The organism is Peribacillus sp. NPDC097675 (assembly GCF_050277655.1).
Taxonomy (GTDB): domain Bacteria; phylum Bacillota; class Bacilli; order Bacillales; family DSM-1321; genus Peribacillus.
The window spans coordinates 174053-199359 of sequence record NZ_JBNNSK010000005.1 but is presented as its reverse complement, the minus strand read 5'-3'; the positions used below and the strand labels follow the sequence as shown (position 1 = coordinate 199359).

The 25307-nt window shown below is 41.6% G+C and carries 23 protein-coding genes and 1 riboswitch; of the genes, 18 read left to right on the top strand and 5 right to left on the bottom strand.

Going from position 1 to position 25307, the window contains the following annotated elements; all coding sequences use genetic code 11:
- Positions 1-156 precede the first annotated feature (156 nt).
- The 10 genes from ACQKL5_RS09805 to ACQKL5_RS09760 all read left to right on the top strand — a co-directional run bounded on the left by ACQKL5_RS09805 (position 157) and on the right by ACQKL5_RS09760 (position 10021).
- Positions 157-996 carry a YitT family protein gene (locus ACQKL5_RS09805; RefSeq protein WP_427608346.1) on the top strand — a complete coding sequence of 280 codons (840 nt, stop codon included), beginning with the start codon at positions 157-159 and terminating at the stop codon, positions 994-996.
- A gap of 192 nt (positions 997-1188) precedes the next feature.
- Complete coding sequence (locus tag ACQKL5_RS09800; protein WP_427608344.1) at positions 1189-1374, top strand: hypothetical protein; 186 nt, start codon at positions 1189-1191, stop codon at positions 1372-1374.
- A gap of 465 nt (positions 1375-1839) precedes the next feature.
- Positions 1840-3135 carry an ABC transporter substrate-binding protein gene (locus ACQKL5_RS09795; protein WP_427608342.1) on the top strand — a complete coding sequence of 432 codons (1296 nt, stop codon included), beginning with the start codon at positions 1840-1842 and terminating at the stop codon, positions 3133-3135.
- A gap of 109 nt (positions 3136-3244) precedes the next feature.
- A complete protein-coding gene (locus ACQKL5_RS09790; RefSeq protein WP_427608340.1) occupies positions 3245-4105 on the top strand; it encodes a carbohydrate ABC transporter permease in 861 nt (286 codons plus the stop codon).
- A complete protein-coding gene (locus ACQKL5_RS09785) occupies positions 4105-4923 on the top strand; it encodes a carbohydrate ABC transporter permease (RefSeq protein ID WP_427608339.1) in 819 nt (272 codons plus the stop codon). Before ACQKL5_RS09790 ends, ACQKL5_RS09785 begins: the two co-directional genes overlap by 1 nt.
- 54 nt (positions 4924-4977) lie before the next feature.
- Positions 4978-6012, top strand: coding sequence for a LacI family DNA-binding transcriptional regulator (locus tag ACQKL5_RS09780; protein WP_427608337.1), 1035 nt, complete (start codon positions 4978-4980; stop codon positions 6010-6012).
- 196 nt (positions 6013-6208) lie between these two features.
- Positions 6209-6931: a ThuA domain-containing protein gene (locus tag ACQKL5_RS09775; RefSeq protein ID WP_427608336.1), complete on the top strand. Its 723-nt coding sequence runs from the start codon at positions 6209-6211 to the stop codon at positions 6929-6931.
- Between the two features lie 18 nt (positions 6932-6949).
- Complete coding sequence (locus ACQKL5_RS09770) at positions 6950-7972, top strand: Gfo/Idh/MocA family protein (RefSeq protein WP_427608335.1); 1023 nt, start codon at positions 6950-6952, stop codon at positions 7970-7972.
- An 18-nt stretch (positions 7973-7990) separates the two neighbouring features.
- On the top strand, positions 7991-9031 hold the full coding sequence (locus ACQKL5_RS09765) for a Gfo/Idh/MocA family protein (protein WP_402966632.1): 1041 nt from the start codon (positions 7991-7993) through the stop codon (positions 9029-9031).
- Positions 9032-9052: 21 nt separating this feature from the next.
- On the top strand, positions 9053-10021 hold the full coding sequence (locus ACQKL5_RS09760) for a sugar phosphate isomerase/epimerase family protein (protein ID WP_427608334.1): 969 nt from the start codon (positions 9053-9055) through the stop codon (positions 10019-10021).
- Between the two features lie 243 nt (positions 10022-10264).
- Here ACQKL5_RS09760 and rluF read toward each other — a convergent pair whose 3' ends face one another.
- The 3 genes from rluF to brnQ form a co-directional block, all read right to left on the bottom strand.
- On the bottom strand, positions 10265-10972 hold the full coding sequence (gene rluF / locus ACQKL5_RS09755; protein ID WP_427608332.1) for a 23S rRNA pseudouridine(2604) synthase RluF: 708 nt from the start codon (positions 10970-10972) through the stop codon (positions 10265-10267).
- Between the two features lie 152 nt (positions 10973-11124).
- Positions 11125-12060 (bottom strand): aldo/keto reductase, encoded by a 936-nt coding sequence (locus tag ACQKL5_RS09750; RefSeq protein WP_427608331.1) that lies wholly within the window; start codon positions 12058-12060, stop codon positions 11125-11127.
- Between the two features lie 147 nt (positions 12061-12207).
- The gene (gene brnQ, locus ACQKL5_RS09745) at positions 12208-13539 is read right to left on the bottom strand and encodes a branched-chain amino acid transport system II carrier protein (protein ID WP_427608329.1); all 1332 of its coding nucleotides are present in this window, start codon (positions 13537-13539) and stop codon (positions 12208-12210) included.
- Between the two features lie 484 nt (positions 13540-14023).
- On the opposite strand from brnQ, the gene ACQKL5_RS09740 reads away from it, so the two are divergent.
- The 5 genes from ACQKL5_RS09740 (at position 14024) to ACQKL5_RS09720 (ending at position 21371) form a co-directional block, all read left to right on the top strand.
- Positions 14024-14197, top strand: a complete 174-nt coding sequence (locus ACQKL5_RS09740; RefSeq protein ID WP_427608328.1) for a hypothetical protein — start codon at positions 14024-14026, stop codon at positions 14195-14197.
- 376 nt (positions 14198-14573) lie between these two features.
- Entirely contained in the window at positions 14574-17360 is a 2787-nt protein-coding gene (locus tag ACQKL5_RS09735; RefSeq protein ID WP_427608326.1) for a dynamin family protein, read from the top strand.
- Positions 17361-17454: 94 nt separating this feature from the next.
- Positions 17455-17561, top strand: a riboswitch (SAM riboswitch).
- A gap of 111 nt (positions 17562-17672) precedes the next feature.
- The gene (locus ACQKL5_RS09730; protein WP_427608325.1) at positions 17673-18788 is read left to right on the top strand and encodes a sugar ABC transporter substrate-binding protein; all 1116 of its coding nucleotides are present in this window, start codon (positions 17673-17675) and stop codon (positions 18786-18788) included.
- Between the two features lie 65 nt (positions 18789-18853).
- Positions 18854-20356: a sugar ABC transporter ATP-binding protein gene (locus ACQKL5_RS09725; protein ID WP_427608324.1), complete on the top strand. Its 1503-nt coding sequence runs from the start codon at positions 18854-18856 to the stop codon at positions 20354-20356.
- A gap of 1 nt (position 20357) precedes the next feature.
- Positions 20358-21371 carry an ABC transporter permease gene (locus tag ACQKL5_RS09720; protein ID WP_427608322.1) on the top strand — a complete coding sequence of 338 codons (1014 nt, stop codon included), beginning with the start codon at positions 20358-20360 and terminating at the stop codon, positions 21369-21371.
- 132 nt (positions 21372-21503) lie between these two features.
- On the opposite strand, the gene ACQKL5_RS09715 is transcribed toward ACQKL5_RS09720, so the two are convergent.
- Together ACQKL5_RS09715 and ACQKL5_RS09710 are read right to left on the bottom strand one after the other, a co-directional pair.
- Positions 21504-21815 carry a hypothetical protein gene (locus tag ACQKL5_RS09715; protein ID WP_427608321.1) on the bottom strand — a complete coding sequence of 104 codons (312 nt, stop codon included), beginning with the start codon at positions 21813-21815 and terminating at the stop codon, positions 21504-21506.
- A 79-nt stretch (positions 21816-21894) separates the two neighbouring features.
- A complete protein-coding gene (locus ACQKL5_RS09710; protein WP_427608320.1) occupies positions 21895-22251 on the bottom strand; it encodes a hydrolase in 357 nt (118 codons plus the stop codon).
- A 191-nt stretch (positions 22252-22442) separates the two neighbouring features.
- On the opposite strand from ACQKL5_RS09710, the gene ACQKL5_RS09705 reads away from it, so the two are divergent.
- From ACQKL5_RS09705 to ACQKL5_RS09695, 3 genes are all read left to right on the top strand, one after another.
- The gene (locus tag ACQKL5_RS09705; RefSeq protein ID WP_427608319.1) at positions 22443-23222 is read left to right on the top strand and encodes a hypothetical protein; all 780 of its coding nucleotides are present in this window, start codon (positions 22443-22445) and stop codon (positions 23220-23222) included.
- Between the two features lie 217 nt (positions 23223-23439).
- Positions 23440-24651, top strand: coding sequence for a S1C family serine protease (locus ACQKL5_RS09700; protein WP_427608318.1), 1212 nt, complete (start codon positions 23440-23442; stop codon positions 24649-24651).
- 229 nt (positions 24652-24880) lie between these two features.
- Positions 24881-25180, top strand: a complete 300-nt coding sequence (locus ACQKL5_RS09695) for a hypothetical protein (RefSeq protein WP_427608316.1) — start codon at positions 24881-24883, stop codon at positions 25178-25180.
- Positions 25181-25307 lie beyond the last annotated feature (127 nt).

The following is a 25307-nucleotide window of genomic DNA, read 5'->3' as shown; positions in this document are numbered from 1 at the left end:
TATTCCAGCTTCAGCGGGGAATAAGGTGGCCTTTTATCGTTTTGAATTTACTAGAGAAATTATTTTACTAGAATAAGAAAATCGATGAAAGAATCTTGATTTTCCGTGTTACTATATAGCAAGGAAATTGTTTAGATAAAGGCGGGCAAGTTACTTATGAAAAAGACTTCTTTAGACGTTCTCATTATCATAATAGGTGCGTTCATTTTTGCGTTATCAATCAATCTGTTCGTGATTCCCAATGACCTCGGTGAAGGTGGAGTAACGGGGATTACCATCATTTTATTTTATTTATTCCATTGGTCACCGGGTTTGGTAAGTTTCATTATGAATGCATTTCTTCTGATTGTCGGGTATAAATTTTTATCAAGGATTACAACGATTTATACGATTGTTGCCGTTACTTTCCATTCTCTTTTCCTTCATTTAACGGAGAATTGGAATATTGCTTCGGATGAAATAATTATCAATGCCATTTTTGGCGGTGTGTTTGCAGGTGTAGGAATCGGTTTAATCATCCGGGTGGGGGGCACGACTGCAGGGTCTACGATTCTAGCTCGAATGACAAATAAATATTTAGGGTGGAGCTTGAGTTACGGATTGTTGTTCTTCGATGTAATCGTGGCGGTCTCATCTTACTTCATCATTGGAGCAGAAGGTCTCATGCTTACCATCCTCATGCTTTATATTGGAACGAAAGTAATGGAATTCATCATTGAGGGTGTTAATCCGAAAAAGGCGATCACCATCATTTCGAAAGAGGCTGATCTTATCGCCAAACAAGTGACGGTTAAAATGGATAGAGGGGTTACTGTTTTTAGTGGACATGGATACTATACCAAAGATGCTAAAGAGATTCTCTATATCGTCATTAGTAAACAAGAGGTAGTTAAGTTGAAGAGAATAGTTGAGTCTACGGATAGCTCTGCGTTTATCGCAATACATGATGTTCGTGATGTATTTGGAGAAGGGTTCGTGGATATTTCGAAATCATAACCTCATATAAGGGCCCATTATGGCCCCTTTTTGTATCACTTCGAGTAGAACATTTAAAAAAGCCTAACTAGGCTTTTTTTATTTTCCTTTAATTGACAAAAAAATCTGTAAATTGCGATATGATTGTTATATTATGTAAGTAAGAGTCCAAACATCATGAGAAATGCACCCATTAAATATGGAGGTGTTTGCATGATCCTTTTAAAAGTGGATGACAGAAAGTTCGGGAAGAGCAATATCAAGTACAGCATAGTGAATAAGGAAACGGATGAATTGATTAATAGCGGCGTATTCGAGGAATTTGGAGAAGCAAGCGATAAATACTATGAATTGAAGGATGAGTATGGGTCTTCCAATGTGAAAATGGTATTGAAATAAGTGAAGGGGGAAGCCATTTTGGTTTCCCGTCTTCACTCATGTGAATGAAGTTTCTATGTGAAATGTGGAAATCATATCGAATGTTCTCGAAATATCTCTTGAGGGCTATAGTTTAAGGCAAACATTTTCATGGATTGTCGAAACGGGGTATGTACTATTCAAGACCGATATCCGTTTCAATTTATTTAAACCAGGGGAAGGAATATTCACTGGGTATTGAGTCATATATATTAGGCAAAGAAGATTAAGTAATTGTCAGTAAATACATTTAATTGTAAGTAATGGCATTAAGTGGTAACATAAGAAATATAGTTGTAACCGATTACATTTGTGCATTGTAAGGTGGTGATGAATCATTTAGTAGATTAGTGAAATGGCAGATTGCAAGATGTCTAATTTTATCACTTTATGCAAACGTTTTCTTAAATTGTATAGGAACTTACGGAAAAGGGAGAGTTGATAGGCATGAAGCGTAAAAAATGGTACGGGGGAATTTTTTCAATTTTATTGATATTTAGCGTGGTCTTGGCTGGGTGCTCTTCTTCTACAGGGGGAGACAGTGATTCTAAAGATAAGGATAAAGTGACATTGGACATTTTCCAATTTAAAGTAGAATTCAAGCCGCAATTTGAGACACTGGCAAAGGAATATGAAAAAGAGAATCCCAATGTCAAGATCAAGGTATCGACAGTGGGCGGTGGAAATGACTATAAATCGGCCATTACTGCGAAGTTTGCTTCTGGTGAGGAACCAGCCGTGTTTAACATTGGCGGACCAATAGATGTGAAGCAATATAAAGATAGATTAGCAGATTTGAAGGATACAAAAGCTGCAGCGGCTGCACTTGATGGGACATTGGATGGTGTAGAAGAGGACGGGCAAATTCTAGGGCTCCCATTCAATCAGGAAGGGTACGGACTGATTTATAACAAACGTATATTTAAAGAAGCCGGGATCAATCCGGAGGAACTAACAAGTTATACAGCTCTGGAGGCAGCCGTGAAGAAACTGGATTCACAAAAAGGGAAATTGAAAATCGACGCAGTTTTTGCTTATCCGGTTAAAGAGAAATGGGTGACAGGAAATCATTTATCCAATGTCTTTTTAGCACCGGAATTTGACGGCAATGTATTAACGGCTAGTAAGTCGGAAACAATCAAATTCACGGATGGGGAAAAGTTCAAACAACTAGTGGATATTCAAAACAAGTATTCGGTTCAACCGACAGCAAGTCTTGATTACTCTCAACAAGTAGAAGAGCTGTTTTCCCTAGAAAAAGTGGCCATCATCCAACAAGGAAACTGGGTGTATAACACAGTGTATGACATGGATCCCGAACTAGCGGAAAACGGAATTGGCATTATCCCGATTCCAAATGGGGATACAGCGGCCATGCCTGTTGGGGTACCGAACTATTGGGCAGTGAATAAAAAATCGGATGAGAAAGTCCAAGAAGAAGCGAAGAAATTCCTGGACTGGATGTATACTTCCGATACAGGCAAAAAAGCGGTGTTAGAAGACTTTAAATTCATTCCAGCCTATGAAGGGTATGACGTAGAAAAAATTGCCGATCCGCTTTCGAAGGAAATCTATAAATATTCCAAAGATGGCAACACGATTGGTTGGGTATTCAATGGATATCCGGTCGGATGGAATGACGATCTTGGCGCGAGTGTCCAAAAATATGTCACCGGTAAACTGACATGGGATGAACTCGTGAAACAAAACATTGAAAACTGGGAGAAAATCCATAGTAAATAGGCCTAACGTTGAATAGGAAAACAACCAATCGAGCCTATTTTGTGTCGATTGGTTGTTTGTCCTCTAAATAACTACCTGCTTCTTACACTATTTAAGGAGGTCGATTTCGATGCGAAATCGAGATGCTGCATATTGGTTGTTCTTGACACCTGTTCTAGCTGCACTCATTTTAGTTGTGATAGTGCCACTCATTTACGGCTTTTATTATTCATTCACGAATTGGAATGGTCTTGGGACCCCGGATTTCACGGGTTTGAAAAATTATATAAATTTATTTTCGGATAAAGGATTCCTTGATACATTTTGGTTCACCATCAAGTTTTCGGTAACAGCAATTGTAGTCATTAATGTTCTAGGTTTGAGCCTGGCTCTTATCGTGACATCTAAACTGAAATCGAGCAACCTTCTTCGGACAATCTTCTTTATGCCGAATTTAATTGGTGGTCTGATCCTAGGATTTATTTGGCAATTCATTTTCATCAAAGTCTTTGGTGCTATAGGGGATATAACCGGCATAGAGGCATTCAATGGGTGGTTATCCACAACGGAGACCGGATTTTGGGGCTTGATCATTCTAACGTCTTGGCAGATGGCAGGGTATATCATGATCATTTATATCGCTTATTTACAGGCAGTCCCTGAAGATCTGATTGAAGCGGCCAAAATTGATGGGGCTAATAGCTTTCAACGTTTTCGTCATATAACTTTTCCACTTGTGGCACCAGCTTTCACGGTTAGTTTGTTTCTGACGCTTTCGCACTCTTTCAAAATATATGATCAAAACCTTTCATTGACCAATGGCGCACCGTACAATTCAACGGAAATGGTCGCGATGAACATTGTTAAATCGGCCTTTACGGAAAATGATATGGCCTATGCGCAGGCAAAAGCCGTGATTTTCTTCGTAATCGTGGCAGTCGTTTCTTTGACACAGGTGTATATCAATAAGAAAAGGGAGGTTGAACTGTGATGAGAAAGAACTGGAAACTTTGGCTCGTCGGCTTAATCGGGTTCATATTGGCACTATTATGGCTCACTCCCTTTTACCTAATGATCGTAAATGCCTTTAAGATGAAACGTGAGATTTTCTCTGACACATTAGGTTTGCCTGATACTTGGACATTTGAAAACTTCACTCAAGCCTTTGAACAATTGGATTTTCTCCGGACTTTATTTAATTCTATTTTCATATCGGTTGTCAGTGTCGGAATTATTATTATCTTTTCAGCGATGGCCGCTTATGCGCTTTCGCGAAACAAGAGCAAATTCAGTTCCTTGCTGTTCTTCGTGTTCGTGGCTGCTATGCTTATCCCTTTTCAATCAGTGATGATTCCGCTAGTTGCCCAATTCGGACAGATGGGCATGTTGAACCGAACTGGATTGATCATCATGTACTTGGGTTTTGGATGTAGCCTCTCGATATTCCTCTATCACGGTACGTTAAAAGGGATACCGATCACTCTCGATGAAGCGGCGAAAATCGATGGAGCCAACCGTTTTCAAGTATTCTGGTATATCATTTTTCCATTATTGAAACCAATGTCGATCACGGTCGGAATTTTGAACGTCATCTGGATCTGGAATGACTACCTATTGCCATCGCTAGTTATCGGGGGTGCGGGTTCTGAGACCATCCCACTGAAATTATTCTTCTTTTTTGGTCAATATACAAAACAATGGCACCTTGCCTTGGCAGGACTCACCTTGTCGATTATTCCGGTCATTATCGCGTACTTTTTTGCTCAAAGGCAAATTATTAAAGGAATCGCTGACGGTGCGGTTAAATAACTTTTTTGATATAGGGAATAATAAGCCTCGTGCGATGAACGGGAGTAGATGATAATGTCTGTAACAATCAAAGACGTTGCCAAGAAAGCGAATGTCGCTCCATCAACGGTATCTCGTGTTATTCATAACAGTCCGACCATTAGTGAGAAGACAAAGCGTAAGGTACGTAAAGTATTAAAGGAAATGGGCTATCATATGAATGAAAATGCCCGGAACCTTGTAACGAAATCCACAAAGACCATTGGAATCGTCATGAAAAATTCAGCCAGAGAATCGCTGTACAACCCATTTTTTCCAGAAGTGATCCGAGGCATTGGGGATTTTTGTAATAAAGAGGGCTACAGCCTTTCCTTGACGACTGGCGAATCGGAAGAAGCCATATTTGAAGATGTCATAAAGATGGTCCAAGGTAGACGCGTGGACGGCATGATTGTTTTGTATTCGAAACAGGATGACAAAGTGGTGCCTTATTTAGTTCAACAAAGCTTTCCATTTGTATTGATCGGTAAGCCAAGGACCGACATGAGCGGCATCACTTTCATTGATAACGATAATGTTCAGGCGGCTAAGGAATTATCGGAGTTTGTCATCAATCTTGGTCATAAACGAATCGCTTTTTTAGGAGGCAGCCCAGAGTTTGAAGTGATTCAGTCCCGTTTAAGCGGATTTCGACTAGCGATGGAACAAGCAAAGTTAAAAGTTCCAGAGGAGAACATCAAGTTGATTCCATTGAATCGGGCCGATGGAATAAAAGCCATTGAGGAACTCTTGAATCTGCCTCAAGCACCAACCGCTTTTATCGTTATGGACCTTTTATTGGGTGTACTATTACTGGGCGTGTTAGCGGAAAAGAACTTGAAAGTTCCAGAACAAATCAGTGTCGTATGCTTTAATCACTCGGAGTTCATTGAATTCTTAAGTACACCGCTAACCACGGTCGATATTCATACGTATCAATTGGGTTATGAAGCAGCAAAATGCGTGTTCGATTTGATTTCAGAGCCTAAAATGATGGAAAAAAGTATCCGAATCCCTACTAAAATCGTGAAGCGGGAGTCACATTCCACTATTGAAAAAGAAAATAATTAGAAAAAGAAGAATTCTTTTACCAATTAAAGCTTGATTTTTTCTAACATAAATTTACAATAAAGGTGACTACTATTAAATCACTTAATATTCTAAATTGTTATTATTGTTTCTAACGCAAACGTTTGCGTAATAAAATATGAGGTATTAGTTAAACAAGCTGAGGAAGTCGCCGACAAAATATATGGAGGAGATGCTGATGAAGGTTTTGATATGGAATGAGTATCGTCATGAACAAACGAAACCAGAAGTGGCTGAAATTTATCCAAATGGAATCCATGGTGCAATTGCTGACTTTTTACAAGATGATCAGGTCGAGGTTAGCACGGCCACTCTCGACGAAGAAGAGCATGGGTTGACGGAAGAGGTCCTAAAGGAAACGGATGTGCTTCTCTGGTGGGGGCACATTGCACATGAAGAAGTGCAGGATGAAATTGTTGCGCGTGTTCATAAACGTGTGCTCGAAGGTATGGGCCTTATCGTCCTTCATTCAGGACATTTCTCGAAAATCTTCAAACAATTGATGGGAACGACTTGCGATTTGAAATGGCGAGTTGCGGATGAAAAGGAACGGCTTTGGGTCGTGAATCCTTCTCACCCGATCGTTGAGGGAATCGGTGAATATATCGAGCTTGAGAAGGAAGAAATGTACGGGGAACACTTTGATATTCCTACACCGGATCAATTGCTATTCATCAGCTGGTTTGAAGGTGGCGAAGTATTCAGAAGTGGCTGTACGTATCAACGCGGTAAAGGGAGGATATTCTATTTCCGGCCCGGTCATGAAACCTACCCGACTTACTATAATCCGGAAATACAGCGAGTGATAAAGAATGCTGTCAAGTGGGTCAAGCCAAGACCTCACAACAATGCGGTTTATGGAAAAGCGGTACCGTTGGAAAACATCCCATCTAAGAGATGAAATAAAGGAGAGAGCAGAATGGTCAAAGTAAATGTGGGAGTCATTGGCTGTGGTAGTATCGCGCAAAATAGGCATTTTCCGGAATATCAAGCCCATGGGGAAACTAACATAATTGCCGTTTGTGATATTGCGAAAGACAGGGCGGATGCAGCGGCACAAAGGTATGACGCACAAGCATATACTGATTATATAGAACTCTTAAAGAATAAGGATATTGACGTAGTTAGTGTATGTACACCGAATTACCTGCATGCACCCATCACGATTGCAGCCCTAGAAGCCGGGAAACATGTCCTTTGTGAAAAGCCTATGGCGACATCTTTGAAAGATGCAGAAAAAATGAATGAAGCAGCTGCTAAAAGCGGCAAGATATTAATGATTGGCCATAATCAACGTTTTGTTCCTTCGCATCAAAAAGCAAAAAAGCTTATTGAAAGTGGTGAAATCGGAAAGGTCTATAGCTTCAGGACTGCTTTTGGACATTCGGGGCCTGAAACGTGGAGCGTCGATGGACGGAACAGTTGGTTTTTTAAAAAAGATCAAGCAGTAATCGGGGCAATGGGCGACTTAGGTGTTCATAAAGCAGATTTACTGCGATATGTGTTAGGCGAGGAATTTGTAGAAGTCGGAGCATTTGTGGAAACGAGTGCAAAGGAACAGGCAGATGTTGATGACTGTGCGGCGTGTATCCTGCGAACGGGAAGCGGTATTATTGGTACCCTGACCGCAAGCTGGTCGTATGCAAAAGAAGACAATGCCACGGTCATTTATGCGGAAAAAGGCGTGTTGCGTCTTGAAGATGACCCGAAATATTCATTAATCATGCATCATTTGGATGGGAAGACCGAGAACTTCGAATTAGGGGGCATCCAGACAAATGAGTCTGGCGGACAGCATGATTCTGGAGTAATCAGCCACTTTATAAAATGTGTGGTAAACAATGAAGTGCCTCTTGTCACAGGAATCGAAGGATTACACTCACTAAAAGTCATTCTCGGCGCAATGGAATCAAGTGAATCCAGACAAATCGTCCGCTTATAAAGGGGTTTAACAGTCATCATGTATAAATTAAAAATGGGTATCATCGGCGCTGGTGGTATTGCCCAAAAAAGGCATATTCCAGCTTTCCAAACATTACAGGATAAAGTAGTACTATATGCAATTCAGGATATTGATGAGATGAAGGCGAGAGATGTCGCCAGGCAGCATCATATTGAAAAGGTTTTTACTAATTATGAAGATATGTTTGCCGAAGTGGATGCAGTCACGATAGCCACACCGAATAAGTTTCATGCCGAGATATCCATCGCGGCATTGCAGGCCGGTGTACATGTTTTATGCGAAAAACCGATGGCCATCACCACTGAGGAGTGCAAGGCAATAACCGACGCTGCCGAATTATCTGGAAAAGTGCTTTCCATTGCTTACCATTACCGTTTCATGAAAGAAGCCCAGGCTGCCAAAAAAATGATTCAGGCCGGTGAAATCGGAGAGCCATATGTGGCGCGAGTACAGGCGATTCGACGCCGGAAAGTGCCAGGCTGGGGCGTATTTACAAGCAAGGAATTGCAAGGTGGAGGAAGTGTGATCGATTACGGCTGCCATTTGCTTGACTTGGCCTTATGGCTGATGGACGACCCGGAACCAATTGAAATCGTAGGTTCGACATATAATTATGTCAGCAAGGGTGTTGATCAAGTCAATCTCTGGGGAAATTTCGACGCTTCGGTTTTTGAAGTGGATGATCACGCGACGGCCTATATTAAATTCGCGAATGGAGCTTCTTTGTTATTTGAGACGTCATGGGCGGCCAATATTCGTGAAGAGGCGACAGTCCTGAGTTTATCCGGAACACAGGGTGGCCTTGATGTGTTTCCGCTCATATTGAACCAGGCGAAACACGGGATGCTTTTGAACAGCGAAGCCGTTTGGATGCCAGGTAAGGATACACCGGATCTCCAACAGGCAGAGAACTTTATCGATAGTTGCCTTGGATTTGCTGAACCATTGGTAAAACCATCGGAAGCCATGAAAGTATCAAAAATCATTGAAGCAATTTACCACAGTTCCGCTAGCGGAAAGGTTATGAGCATCAATTAATGCAAAGGTGAGGTGAGGCGAGTGAAACTAGGCGTTTTTACAGTACTATTCGGACAAAAAACATTTGAGGAAATGCTCGATTACGTGGCAGCCTCTGGATTAAAAACAGTGGAAATCGGTACAGGCGGGTATCCAGGCAATGCCCATTGCCCACTGGATGAATTATTGGAGAGTGAAGAAAAAAGGAAGGACTACATGGAAGCTATCCAAACAAGAGGCCTAACGATCAGTGCCTTCAGCTGTCATGGTAATCCTATCTCTCCAGACGAAAAACTGGCAAGAGAAAGTGATGAAAATCTCGTCAAGTCGATTAAGTTAGCTGCACTCATGAATGTTCCGGTGGTGAATACATTTTCCGGTACCGCAGGTGATCACGAAGGTGCCAAATATCCGAATTGGCCGGTTGCTCCATGGCCGAATGAATATACGGACGTCTTGAAATGGCAATGGGAAGAAAAGCTGATTCCATATTGGAAAAAAATCGCTGCACTTGCGGATGAACATCATGTTAAAATCGGCCTGGAACTGCATGGAGGATTTCTTGTCCATACACCATATACTCTACTGAAGCTACGGGAAGCCACATCGGACGCCATCGGTGCGAACCTCGACCCTAGCCATCTGTGGTGGCAGGGAATTGAACCAGTCGGCGCCATCAAGATTCTTGGGAAAGCAGGAGCCATCTATCACTTCCATGCTAAAGACACCTACCTGGAACAAGACAACATCAACATGTATGGACTTACCGACATGCAGCCATACGGCAACATCCAAGAACGGGCATGGAACTTCCGCTCAGTCGGTTGCGGCCACAGCCTACAAGAATGGTCCGACATCATGAGCGCCCTTCGCAGATACGGCTATGACTACGTCGTAAGCATCGAACACGAAGATCCGCTCATGTCCATTGAAGAAGGATTCCAAAGAGCCGTCACGAATTTGAAAACTGTCCTGATCAACGAGAGCCCGACCGATTTATGGTGGGTATAACCGATAACGAGCAGCCTAAACGGGTTGCTTTTTATTTTGGGATTTTTGAAACCAGTTTTTGCAAATGAAGTGAATTAGACCGATATAGTGATTGATTTGACCGATATAAATTTAATTAGACCGATAAAAAGGCGAAAATGACCGATAAAACACTAGGTAGACCGATATATGACTGGAGCATCTGCATGAAAAATCAAATTAAAATAGAAAAGATGCCACCAAAATCGGAGGCATCCTCTTCGTTTATCTCTTTCTTGGTGTGTAATTCAATTCTGCAAATAGTTCTTTCAGTTCTTCTTTTGTCAGGTCACGCCATTGTCCAAGGGGTAACCTGTCCAAATGGATGTTCATGATGCGAACACGTTGCAGTTCACGGACTTCATAACCGAGTGCCGTACACATGCGGCGGATTTGCCGGTTCAACCCTTGCATTAAGGTAATGTTGAAGGTATGTCTTGAAAGGGGCTTGACCTTGCAGGGAAGCGTCTTGGTATCCAAAATTTCTACGCCTGATGCCATTTCTTCAAGGAAAGAATCTGTAAGCGGCTTATCGACAGTTACGATATACTCTTTCTCATGTTTGTTCTCCGCCCGGAGGATTTCATTCACGATATCCCCGTCATTTGTAAGGAGAATCAGACCACTTGAGTCTTTATCCAGACGACCGACATGGAAAATACGTAATGGATGATTCACAAAATCAACAATGTTCCCTTTGATATGTTTTTCCGTCGTACTTGTGATGCCTGTTGGCTTATTCAGAGCAATGTATACATTCTGCTGTTCCACTTTTATCGGTTTGCCATCGACACGTACATCATCGCCGGGTTCAGCTTGACTCCCAAGTTCGGCGACGGCCCCGTTAATGGTCACTCGACCTTCGGCAATCCATTTATCTGCGCCTCGTCTCGAAGTAATCCCAGATTCACTAATAAATTTATTGATTCTCAACTAAAGCACACCTTTTCATTCAGATTTTCTTCTATAAAGATAACGTAAATCATGCTAAATAAACAAGGGGAAACCAAAAATGTATAGGTCACAAGATAAAGTCAAAATAGAAAAAAAGCCGTTCAAATTAAACTGAACGGCATTTTCGTATATTATTGTGCAAAGATGGCACTGATTTCGGCAATGTCATCCATGGTTAAGTCAACATCCAATGCTTTTAGGTTACGCGTAACTTGTTCTGGTTTTTTCGCTCCGGGTATCAGCACATCTATGGAATGGCGTGTTAAATACCAGGCAAGGGCGATATCCGCGACCTCTGCATGTTTTCGGTTGGCAATTACACGGAGCTCCTCGACTTTTTGCAAGTTGCTAGAGTAGGCTTGCCCTTGGAAAAGGGGATCTTTCGCTCGTATGTCGTCAAACTTCGAATTTTCATTATATTTACCACCTAGCAGGCCGGATGCAAGCGGGAAATAAGGAATAAACGATATTTGATTTTCGGCCGTATATGGAAGTAAGTCATGTTCGGCCTCACGTTTGAAGAGGTTATATTCAGATTGCAAGACATCGACATAGCCGTCTTTGTTCGCTTCTTTCAATTGTTCGAATGTAAAATTCGAGACGCCGATGGCCTTGATTTTTCCAGCATCTTTCAATTCCTTTAAAGCCCCGACAGCCTCATCCTTGGGTGTAGCCTCATCAGGGAAATGAATGTAGAATAAATCAATATAATCGGTTTGGAGCCGCTTTAAACTGGACTCTACAGATTCTCTAAGAAAAGCGGGAGAGTTATCAAATACGACATTACCATCCACGAATTTATGGGCTGCTTTCGTAGCAAGTACCACATCCTTACGTTTTCCGGTATCCTTCAGCACTTCCCCGATAATTTCTTCCGAGCGTTCCGGACCGTAAATGTAAGCTGTATCCCAAAAGTTAATGCCTTCTTCGAGAGCCGTTCGCAGGACCTTTCTCCCCGTATCTTCATTCAGGTTAGGAAATAGGTTATGTCCACCAATTGCATTCGTACCGAGACCAATCTGATTCACATACAAATCCGTTTTACCAATACGCGTTTGCTTTGACATTTATTAATCATCTCCTCTTACTAATCATACCAAAAACAGGGTGGTTAATTCCAAAAATATGCAGTGTATACTGCGAATATTATAATTCAAGAACGTTCAATATCCATAAAAAAACAGATGAATCAACCGATTCATCTGTTCCCGTAATTATATGGTTTTGATATCCATGTCTTCTGCTGGAGCCGCTTTTCCTGTTTGGCTAAGTATAATGCCAATGACCGTACCAACTAAGGCTGGTAGAATCCATTCCATTCCATGTGCAGAAAGAGGAAGGGCATCGGTGAATGTTTGCACGATTCCTAGCGGGACTTCAAAAGCGCTTAGGCCATCAATTAGGGCAAAGACGCCAGTGAAGAGCATGGCGCTCCTGTATACTTTTTTCGGATTCTTGAAATGGCGGCTGAAGAACGTCAAAGCGACAAGGACGATTGTTAAAGGGTAGGCCATTACTAGGAAAGGTAAGGATACCTTTAAGATTTGATTCAGTCCTAGATTGGAGAGAGTGAACCCGATAAGTGTGATGATCAGGACGACCGTTTTGTAGCTGGCCTTAGGAATGAGATTGGAAAAATAATGTCCACAGGCTGTTGTCAATCCTACGACGGATGCGATACAGGCCAAGAGGAAAATGATTCCCAAGAGAGTTGTTCCAGCTGGTCCGAGCAATAGGGTGGAAGCGGCAGTCAAGATATCGGTTCCATTTTCAAATGTACCGTTCGCAGCCATGCGTGCTCCCATGAAGCCTAGGGATGTATACACGATAGAGAGAAATACGGCTGTGACCATTCCTGCCTTTATCGTGTACTTGGTCAGCTGCTTTCTGTCCGATATCCCTCTTTTTTGAATGGAAGTCAAAATAACAATCCCAAAGGCTAGGGCAGCTAGAGCATCCATCGTGTTATAACCTTCAATGAATCCCTTCGAGAATGCTCCTGTTGCGTAGGCTTCTGTAGGAGCTTGAAAGGGTGCGTCAAGTTTCACGAATCCAACGATACAAAGGATGACAATAGACAATAGTAGAGTGGGCGTGCTCCAGCGGCTCATGATGGTTTCCATTTTTTCAGGATTCATCGAAATGGCATAAACGATCAAGAAGAATACGACCGTGAATAGGAACAAAAAGAGCGATTGGCCCATCGTGTCGCCAAGATAGGGTTTGAACCCCATTTCATAGGCAACATTAGCATTCCTCGGTATGGCAAGAAAGGGACCGATGCTCAAATAAATGACAATCATGAAAATCTTGCTGAAAGTTGGGTGTACACGCGCCCCAATCGTTTCTGCCCCGCCTTTGACAAGGGAAACAGCGGCAAGTACTAGAATCGGAAGTCCGACGCCTGTGACGATAAATCCTGCGATGGCCGGCCAGAAGGAAGTCCCTGATGAAGCTCCCAAAAATGGGGGGAAAATCAGGTTACCCGCTCCGAAGAACATGGAGAAAAGCATAAGCCCAATAAATAATATGTCTGTTTTTTTCATGATGATGTCTCCTTTTTTTACGTTCTATTGATAAAACTTGCTGACTGGACTAAAAGGACGTTGAAAAAGTATTACAATGAAAATAAAAAAACGCCCCTACTTAGAGGGACGAGTAATGTGCTCGCTTTACCACCCATATTCCGAGCTTCTAAAGAAGTTACGGCATTTCAGTCAACGTACGGTAACATACGGAGCCTATATTAGTAAGATTTGCATCTTTGTTTTTTTTGATGACAGGTTAAACTTGGTCTTTAAATCCTAGGTTCTTCATGCAGGCAAATATTATAATCTAAAAATAATTTAGCAAATTCAGTATTCTAAGTCAATAGGACGGAACCTTTTCGGTGGTAGGAAATTGGAACTAGAGATTATAGTATGATTTAAATGGGTTTACGATACGTCGAAAGAATCGTAAATACTCCCTATTATCTTTCTATCTTCATCTATATTATAATAGAAGTAGAACACTAAAGGAGACAATGTTATGTCTGAAAATAAAAAGGTAAGCCTAGCGGATGCAATCAAGCAGAAATTGGCGCAAAAGCAAGCGGAAACAAGTAAAGATAAACTTGAAACCGGTGTTGTCAAAAAAACGAAACCGCTTAAAAGCCAGTTAACCAAAAAGCCCAATAATCAACGTAAGCGTACAGGGGTATAATCCCAATTTGTCATAGGACAATTACTGTTCAATGCTTATCAGAGAGCAGTATCCTTCATGACTAAAGGTGCTGCTTTTTTATATAGGTAAAACTTTTACCACTTTAAGGTAGTTTGCGAGCAGATTTTCTGGTAATTTAATGGTAGGAGAAATATCCCTCGCAACGCTTTATTTCCTGGTAAAATCCATAAAAGCATAAATTTAAGAAAATAGTAAGTAATTATGCGTATTTATTAAAAACATTACAAGCACGGAGGCTTCTGTTTTAAACTTGTAAGAGTTATGACATGTTGTTACCATATTGTTTTGTTAAAATAATAATTTGGAGCTTTGACAGATCATTTTCTTATCTAAAGGAACTTAGTCATCCTCTTTGATGGTGCCTTTACTTGAAAATATGAAATATATCGGGGGAATTACGATGGAAGAACAGCTGATTGGCAAAAAGTTCTATGAAACCATGATTGATGACATAAATAAACATCCGATTCAAGCCTTGGGAGAAATGTTTCTCGTGGAACAAAAAAAGGAAAGATCGGATTTAACAGCGATTCGGTTTGCTCAGGGTGAAGTGTACTTCCTACACCATGATTATGAGGCGGCCATATTTAAATGGGAAAACATAGAGGGGGATCTTGCTGCGTGGGCTAAGAAGAATATTGCTGATGCCTATTTTGAACTAGAAATGTATTCAACGGCCGAGGATATTTATAAAGGTGTAAATACGAGCGAACCTGTGTTGAAGACGGAAGTTCTTTTGCAACTGTTTTCACTATACATAGTAGAAACAAGAAATGACTTGGCTTCAAAAGTGGTGAAGGAAGCGGTCGATTTCCAACCGGATTATCCAAATGTCACAGAAGTAGCACGTTCTTTCTTTGAGGCACAAAAGGATTGGGATAGTGCGATTGTTTTAGCAGCTAATGAAAGTATCCGTACGCAGTCCATGATGTGGTTTGATGTACTGAAAACGTATATCCAGCAGGGGGTGGCACAATCAACAGCTCCGGATTACTTCTCAAAAGTACTTAGATCCTTATACAATCTGGACCAAAATCGTTTTGAGAAAATGACAGTTGCGCTCTGGAAAAACTATAAATATACCGATTCTTACTTTGAATGGCTTAAGGTCATCAATAAATTGATTGATGAAATTGAGTTAAACAATGGGGATGTTTGGGATGATCTTTCCATCTATTACCGTGATGCTTATGCAGGGTTGCTTGAAGGTACACATTTAGTAAAAGAATTAAGCCCTGTCGTACCTAGGTTGCTTGAAAATTGGCTGAAGATTGCCGATGGGGAGCTTTCGTTGTTTGCAGCGGCTTCTGTCCTTTCATGGAATGAGATTTTCCCGGATACAGTGAGTGCACTTGTTGTTCAAGATGCGGAAAGTTTGCTAGCGAAATCCCCTAGATTGGGAGGCGGAATGGAATCAGGAGAAAAACTGATCAATTCCATCATCCAATGGGCAGAGAGCAATGATTTATCGGTCGGTAATAAGTTGAAATGGATGGTAGACGGAATCAAGGATACAAGTAATTTCAACCTGCTTCTTGTTGGAAGTGCAGGGAATGGCAAGACATCCTTCATTCAGTCCATTGCAGGAGAAAGTATTGCGGCGGAAGACCATTCATCTCTGATTAGCGTGAAAGATGGCGATGACCTAGAAATCTATGAAATTACCGATACAGATCGTAAATCGGTAGAAGAGTTAACGGAATTGGATGAAATTCGCCGTCAGCGCGGTACAATTGTCGATGTTACGCTCATCAGTGACTACCTAAGAAATAATCGCCTACGATTATTAGATACGCCAGGATTCAATGGAGAGAAGAATGTAGATTCTGATTTCCATAATTATCTACTGGAGAGCGACGGAGTGATGTTCGTTTTAGATGCACGGGCACCTTTTACTGGCAGTGAACGTGATTTGCTATTGGAAATACAGCAAATGGCTCCAAAGCTTCCCATCCATTTCTTGCTCAATAAAATGGATACGATTTACAGCGATCAAGTGGCAGTCAGGATGGAAGATGAGACATGGGATAAAGTGAATGCCTATTTCCCTAATGCAAAAGTATTTGCGTACTCCAAGCTTTATGACAGCAAACAACAGCTACAGGATTTGGGAGTTTTCCTCCATGCAAACTATCAAGAAAGCAATTGGAAGGAAATGAGAGCGGAGAAGCTGCTTGCTTTTACTCGTAAAACATTATCCTATCTTTTAGAAAAACGGGCAGCAAACGAACGGAAATGCGAGCACTCGATTTCATGGAATGAACAGATGGAAGTGAAGCTGAAGGGTGCTACGAATCAGCTGACTGATTTGGAAACAGAAAAAAGCGAGAATATAACCAGATCTTATCGTTTACTTAAAGAAGAAGTGAAAAAGGAACTTTCCACAAGAATTCCCGAATTGTTGCGTGATTGCTCTAAAACATTATCTGAGAATAGTGATTTCAGCCAAGTCCATATACAGCTGAATCAGGAAATGAATGATCGGATACAGGCCTTTATATCAGACAAAATCATGCCACAATATTTCCGATCCCTTCAGGACTGGATCGCTACATCACAGTTGGAATTTATGCAAAGTCAACAGTTCATGGACGAAATGAGCGCCGGATTCAATGAATTGTATAAAGAAGAACGGATTGTACTTGCCGGGGACTTCAGGGTCCTGGATGACTGGCGTCGTGATGCTGACCGGATGACAAGCAGTATCCGGATTGATAACGTGAATATTTTACTGAGAAGGACACCATCTCAATTGATTCTTAAGGGAGCTGGGAAACTGTTCGGGGCCATACCTCAAAATAAAGCGAATATGTATAATAGATATAAGAAGTTCTTGGAAAATGAAGACTTCCAAGATGTTGCCGATATGATCAGTGACCGTTTCCTTACTCAATTTAGTTTGTTCGAAAAATCCCTGGAACGTGACATATCCCTGTTCTATCGCAATTCATTTGCCATCCTTGAAAAGAACATCGAACAAACGCAAACCGAAATCAAGGAACAGCAGGCTGCTTTGGAACATATGAGAGAAAATCCGGAAGTTTACCGTGATCCAATCACTCTTTTCGAAGTGAAGTTGCGCCAGTTCGAGCGTCTTGAAAAAGTCGAAAAAAGACGCCTGGCGAAATTGCAAGGAAAATAAAACATTTAAAATATTCTAAATACTATTGACTTAACGACTATATCTCTATAAAGTGTTACTTATCGAAACGAAACGTAACGTAACACATTATATTCTCTTATCAAGAGTGGCGGAGGGACTGGCCCTACGATGCCCAGCAACCGTTCCATTTAGGAATTGGTGCTAAATCCTGCAAAACAGAAATGTTTTGACAGATAAGAGAGGGATAAGTCCGCCAATCAGCTGATTAAACCTCTCTAATTTTAGAGAGGTTTTTATTTTAGATTTATACCAACAAAACAGATGTGAATAATGTAAAAAAGGGGAGTTAAAATGAGAAAATCACTTTTTAAAGGGGCATTCATTTCAGTCATTGCTTCGGCATTACTATTGACGGGCTGTTCTTCAGGACAAAGTACGGGAGAAGCCAAAAAAACGGAAAAAGTCTCCTTTGAAAATGTTCCAGAACGATTTGCAAAAGGGGAAGGAGCCAAAATTAAAGTCATCCGTAAGATTGGGGGGGATGATCACACGGCCCAATATTTAGCAGGAGCGAAAGAAGAAGGAGAAGCACTCGGCTTTCAAGTGGATACATATACGGCGAATGGAGATACGGCTAAATTCCATGATGCGATCGCCCAGGCACTTGAGGAAGATTATGATGGCTATATCATTTCCCATGGTGATGATGCAGCGACTGTGAATGATGTACAAAAATTGGTGGATGCAGGGAAAAGCGTAGTCACGTTTGATTCCATCAGTGATTTAACGAAGATTGATGGTGTAACCGTAACGTCACAAGACGATGAAGCATTGGCAACCCTTGCTTTTGATAAATTGATTGAAGAGGAAAAGGGCGAAGCGAACATTGCATACCTTTGGGTGGACGGTTTCCCACCAATGGTGAGAAGAAACGCCGTGTATCAAGATAAGCTAAAAGAAAACCCTGGCATTAAGGAAGTTGAAAGATTCGGGGTGGCATCGGCAGATACTTCGGTCCAGACGCAAAATGCGGTTGCTGCGATGTTGAATAAATATCCAAAAGGAAAGATTGACGCAATTTTTGCAACTTGGGATGCATTCGCTATCGGAGCTGCTCGTGCAATTAAAGAAGCAGGGCGGGATGAAGTGAAAATCTATGGAATTGATGTTTCCAATGCCGATCTTCAGGAGATTCAAACGAAAGGAAGTTCGTGGTCGTATACGGCAGCGGTTGATCCGAAATTGATTGGTGCAGTGAATTTGAGACTTTTGGCAAAAAAATTAGCGGGAGAAGAAACACCGCAAAGCTATGATTTAGAAGCTTCGTTGATTTCACAAAAACAGTTACAATCATCCAAGGAATCAGTCAACATGACCAATCTATCCGGCATTGTCAAAGGCTGGGGAGTTTCAACGGAATTTGAGGAAGAATGGATGAAGGTATTGAAAGAACATTATAAGAAGTAACAATCAGAATTGATGGACACTCTCTTCATGTCAAAGAGAGTGTCTGTTTAATGGGGGGATGGGACATGGGCATTCAATTAGATATGAAACAGATATCAATCGAATTTCCGGGTGTAAAAGCGCTGAATGAAGTGAATTTTTCAGTGCGGTCGGGGACAGCACATGCATTGGTCGGCGCAAATGGAGCAGGGAAATCGACATTAATGAAAGTTCTTTCAGGGGCTCATGTCCATTATTCCGGCGACATATTTTTGAATGGCAAGGTACACGATATCCGTTCCCCGAAGTCTGCACAGGAGGCTGGCATTCAAATTGTGTATCAGGAAGTGGATACAGCCCTCATTCCTTATTTAACAGTCGCGGAAAACGTGATGCTTAATGAGACCGTGCAAAACATGGGGGAAAAACAGATCATCAATTGGCACGAATTACATAGGAAAGCGACTGCAATCTTGGCTGATATGAACATCCTTGTTTCTTCAAAGAAGCTGGTAAGAGACCTGACATTGGCTGAAAAGCAAATGGTCTTGATAGCAAGGGCCGTTTCAACGGAATGTCAATTCCTGATTCTTGATGAGCCGACTGCACCGTTAAGCCATACGGAGACGACGGAGCTATTCCGCATTGTGAATGGGTTGAAGCAAAGGGGTGTTGGCATCATATTCATCTCCCATCGTCTTCCCGAGATATTCAGCATTTGTGAGGATATTACGATTATGAGAAATGGGGAGAGTGTGAAGAGCCAAAAAATCACGGATATCACCCAAAATGAAGTAATTGAGCAAATGCTTGGAAAGTCCATGGAGGAGCAGTTTCCCATCGTCAATGCGGAGGTTGGGGACGTAATTTTTGAAGTGAATGGACTGTCCGATGGTGGTAAGGTGAAAAACATTAGCCTACATGTAAAAGCAGGAGAAATCGTCGGTTTAGCGGGACTTGTGGGAGCAGGTAAAACGGAGCTTTGTAAAACGTTATTTGGTCATACGTCCATTACAAAAGGGGAAGTCGTTTTGAATGGAAGGAAGCTTAGTTTGAAAACACCCCATCATGCTGTGAAGAGCGGTTTAGCATTAGTTCCCGAAGAACGGAGGAAAGAAGGAGTTCTCGTACAAGAGTCGGTTACAACAAATCTGACCGCTGCAAGTGTCGGGAAATTCACCAAGGCATTCAGTTTTGTCAATCGCCAGGCAGAAAAGAAAAAGGCGAAGGAACTGATTACGACTCTCGGGATAAAAACACCCTCAGAGGAAGCCAAGGTCGAAAACCTTTCAGGCGGTAATCAGCAAAAAGTAGCCATCGGAAAGTGGCTGATGGCTGATGCGGATGTATACATATTCGATGAGCCGACAAAGGGCGTTGACGTCGGAGCCAAGAAGGATATTTTTGAACTGATCGCAAAGTTAGCTGAGGGTGGAAAGGCGATTATATATGCCTCATCCGAATTGACTGAAATCATGGGGATCACAAACCGGACCTACGTGTTATACGACGGAAGTATGGTCAAAGAGCTAGAGACAAGCAAGACGAACGAAGAAGATTTACTATTCTACTCAACAGGAGGCAAATAGGATGAGTACACCGATTCCGGTTTTGACAGAGAAACCCACAGCGAGAGCCAAGAAAAAACTCGATCTGTTCGAGTTTTTATATAAATATGGAACGATCCTGACAATCATCATCTTGATTGCCGTTTTTGCCATTGCGAATCCATCGTTCATTCAAACGAATAATCTTATAAACATTTTGCGTTCCATTTCCATCGTGACCATCATCGCCATTGGAATCACGATTTCCTTGACGGTCGATGGCTTTGATTTGTCGGTTGGTTCCGTTGCTTCATTAGCCAATGCCATCGTCATCTCGATGTTTGTCTGGTTTTCCCAGGATACGGTGATTGCGATAATAGCGGCCATTGGTGCTTCACTTGTGGTGGGCGCATTGAATTCCTTCATGATTGTGAAATTAAGGATCCCTGACATGCTGATGACATTGGCGACCATGTTCATCATTCAAGGGCTCGCTCTTACCTATACAAAAGGAGCGACGGTTTCACAGAACATGGTAATGCCTGATGGGACATTCGCTACAGGTCTAATCAGCCCGTTTTTCAGCAAAATCGGACAGGTGCCTTGGATTATCCTGATCATGGGAGTCATCGTAGTGGCGACTCACATCTTCTTGACCTATACGAAGCATGGCCGTTATATGTACATCATTGGCGGAAATAAGGAAGCGGCTAGGCTTTCTGGAATCTCGGTCAATAAATATAAAGTAGTTGCCTATCTTCTTTCAGCGTTATTTGCCGCCATAGGCGGAATCGTCCTTGCTTCCCGTGTCATGACTTCGGAAATCAATTCCGGTTCTCCCTATTTAATGGATGCGGTAGCGGCAGCCTTCATCGGTTCATCGGTTCTAGGCGCAGGGAAGCCGAATGCTTTTGGAACGTTCATCGGGGCCGTCTTGATCGGTATCCTGCAAAACGGACTAATCATGATGTCGGTCCCGTATTATGCGATGGATATCGTAAAAGGCGCAGTGCTCGCCCTTGCGTTGGCTGTTACTTATTATAAACAAAAACACTAGACGAAAAGACCGGCAGTCAATATGGATGCTGGTCTTTGTTTCAATGGGACGGTCATTCATTTGGGCTTGTATAATTCCATTTCATAATGCATATAAATCGTATGCGCCTGTGATTGTGTAATCCCGAATTTCTTACTCGCCTTTTTTTATGATGGAGTCTTGTGTGTTTTGTTTAGTCTTGCCGGTGCCATATCGTGATTTCATGTAACGATAAATCTCTTCTTCTTTTTCCTCACTGATTGGGTCACCTTCTTCAGGTACAGGTGCATATCCTTCCGCTACCTGGCTAACGCCTTGTTCTAGTTCAATTTCTTCAGACGATTTGTCCGTTACAGGGCGCTCTTCGCTAGTCTTAACCGGTTCTTTACTGGATGAATCTTGAGTGCAGCCAAACAAAATACTTAGGGTGCCAGCCAATAAGGTAAAGTAAATTGTTTGTTTCATCCGTACCTCCTTATAATCACGCTATGTTCATAAAAAAGAACAGAACCTTCATAAACATGATCCTGTTCTAACATGCTGCTTATTTAAACTTCTGAATTTCACTGTCGCCTTCGTATTTGTTATCCTCCAATATTCCAATCTCATCAATGTGATTTCGTGCTGCTTCGTCCCCTAATCTATAGATGATTCGATAAAGCCTTTTCATGGCCGCATCATACTTATCATTGGCCCGGTCATGATGGTAGAGGAGATAGGGCACATGTGAACGGGCGTATGCTTCAAGGTCATCTTTATGGTGATCCTCTAAACATTGCTTCAATTCAGCCAAATCATCATCATCCGCTTGTATGGTGAAGCTGGGGTTTTCCTCTAATTTTTGACCCAGAATGTCACCACTCACCAAATCCACATAATAGGTTTGTTTTTCCTGCTTCATTCGTATCCACCCCTTAAAGTGTTTATTTATGATGTACCACTATTTGTAAAAAAATAACCCTCATTTTGAATATCCCAGAAAAAAGTAGCTTTCATACATAGATGTCAGATATTTCTTATGAAATAGGGTAAGATAGATTTATAGAATGATAGGACAACTTATGATATCGAACCAGGATGGAGAGTGCTGATATGAAGAAATTATCCGTTTTTATTTTAATGATGGTATTCATCGTTTCAGGTTGTACGACGAGGGTGTATGACTCAAACATGGAATTAGGAAAAAGCCAATTGAAAGAAGAGAACTACTTAGAAGCCTATGAAGCATTTGAATTGGCCTATGAGGATGACCCAACGGCGGAAGCGAAAGAGCTGATGGATCTGTCGGAATTGCTTTCTAAAGGGATGAAGAAATTTGAGGAGCAAGATTTTGATGGGGCACAAGCATTGTTCCAAGAGGCAGCAGCCTATAAGGCAAAATACAAAGAAGGTAAGATGATGGTACAAAAGGCTAGCGAGATGCTGAAAGAAACGGAAGATGCCAGTATAGAACCGGTTGAAGAGGATATGGAGCCTGGTGAATCAACGGATGATGAAGAAGGTGAAGATGTAGAGGCTATTCCAGAGTCAGAAGCTGAAGATAATCCAGCAGTGAAAACAGAAACACCAAAAGAAGCGCAGAAAGAGGAAAAAGCCGGCCAGGAGGAACCAGCTGAGGAGAAACCGGTAGTAGATGAGAAAGAGTCGGATCAATCCATTTCGAAAGACACAGCCGAGCAATTGGTGAAAGATTTCGCCAAGTTTGACGAAAATCCGCAGCTACAAATCCAATATGACCATGATGATGAAAAGGGAGACTATATTTTTCAAGTCTTTGAAGTGGTCAATGATAGTAACGAAGGTGGGCATACCGCCACTTGGGGGTGGTATGGCGTGAATAAGAAAACAAAAGAAGTGTATGAAGTCATGTAAGGAGAGGCGCCTTTTATAGAGGCGTCTTTTTTTTGTTGTAAGCAGTAAATCGGTCAATTTTTATGATTTATCGGTCAAAACCAGACCTTTATCAGTCCAATCCGCCGATATATCGGTCCATGAAAAAAATTTTTATTTTTCATGGTTTCTTAAGAAATTTTTAATAATTCCTGTTTATGATGGAGCCATGTAATAGTCATAAATGGGAGGGACAAAGATGGAGAACTATAATGGTGAAGAACAAGAACAAGTCAGGGTGAAGGATAAACCTAAAAAAGGAAAGTCGCATGTGTTTACGGGTCTTGTTTCTGGTGTAATCGCTTCTTTAGTAACTTCTTCTGTTTTTGTATTTGGAGGAGAGCTTTCGGAAAAAGAGGCTATTGATGAAACCTCTAAACCGGCAGCTGTAGAGCAAACGGTTACTCCACAAAAATTGTCGACGAGCACAGATTCTAATCAGAGGGCAGATATGGTTGAAACGGCTTCAAAATCAATCGTGGGCGTCGTCAATTTTCAAGAATCAAAAAGTCGGTATCCTTTTCAGCAACAAAGTACAGAGAATGAAACTGTGGAAAGTGGGACGGGATCAGGGGTCATTTATAAAAAAGCTAACGGCAAAGCATACATCATCACGAATAACCACGTCATTGAAGGGGCTAAGCAAGTGGAAATCTCATTATATGATGGAAAGAAAGTGACAGCGGAGGTTGTCGGCGCCGATGCCTTAACGGACTTAGCCGTATTGACGATTAAGGATTCTGTTGCTCTGGAGGCTGTCGACTTTGGGGATTCTGCTAGCATACGACCAGGTGAAGAGGTACTGGCGATCGGTAATCCGCTTGGACTTGATTTTTCAAGGTCAGTAACGCAAGGAATTGTCAGTGCAACTGGAAGGGCCATTTCGGTTGACACCTCGGACGGTGAATGGGAGTTGGATGTCATTCAAACGGATGCAGCCATAAATCCTGGAAACAGCGGTGGGGCCTTAATCAATACGGCAGGAGAGGTCATTGGCATTAATAGCTTGAAGATATCGGAAAGTGGCGTGGAGGGTTTAGGCTTTGCCATACCGAGTAATGAGGTTCTCCCTATTGTAAAGGAACTGATAGAAAAGGGGAAAATCACTAGGCCGTATTTAGGGGTCAGTCTTACCAACACAGAAGAACTGCCTCAATATTACCTAAAGGAAATGCCAGAATCTGCAAAATCGGGGGTAATGGTTACAAGTGTACAACCGGGATCGGCTGCTTCGGAAGGTGGAATGCTGGAACAGGATATCATCGTCGCCATTGATGGAACTAAGGTCAGTACTGCTGCTGAGATGAGAAAACAGCTATACAAAGATAAGAAGATAGGAGATAAAGTGGTATTCAAAGTATATCGTGGAACAAAAGAAAAAACGTTGACGGTAACTTTGAAAAAAGCTTAACTGGAAGGCTTCGGATCGATGGTCCGAAGCTTTTTGCTTCTTTGTCCCTATGAAGTTTCAGAGTAGTTTTCTTTAAACACGTTCATACTATAAATAGATGAATCATGCATCGGTATACGGAATGCCTGAGAATTTTGTCAAGGATAATACCGTGTATATATTGTAAAATAGATGTAATATTGACAAAATTGTGAAAAATATTAAAATAGAAAGAAAAGGGGCTGACAGGATGGAAGCTAATCAGAAGGTAATGGATGCATTGAAATGGGTATCGGGAACAGGATGTACAATTGGAATTTTATTGGTCTTATTCAGCTTTTTTGTAAGCGGTTACAACAAAGGGTATATTCTAACTACCATCGGGATAACCATTGCGTTAAGTGCAGCTAGTATTTTCCTGATTGGTATATTGTTCGTTCTGACAGAAGAAATGACGCAGAATACAAAAAAAGGTCAAAGGATTGTTCCGGAATCATCGAAGCTAATTAAATTTAAGGCCAAAGCCAAAAGAAGAAAGGTGTCAATTTGACACCTTTCTTCTTTTGGCTTGATCTATTATCAATTTAATAAGAAGAATATCTTGAGGATATCTTTCATTTAGATTAGAATTGATTTCGATGTTTGGGATTTGGGGTTACGTTAGGTAAAAACCTCTT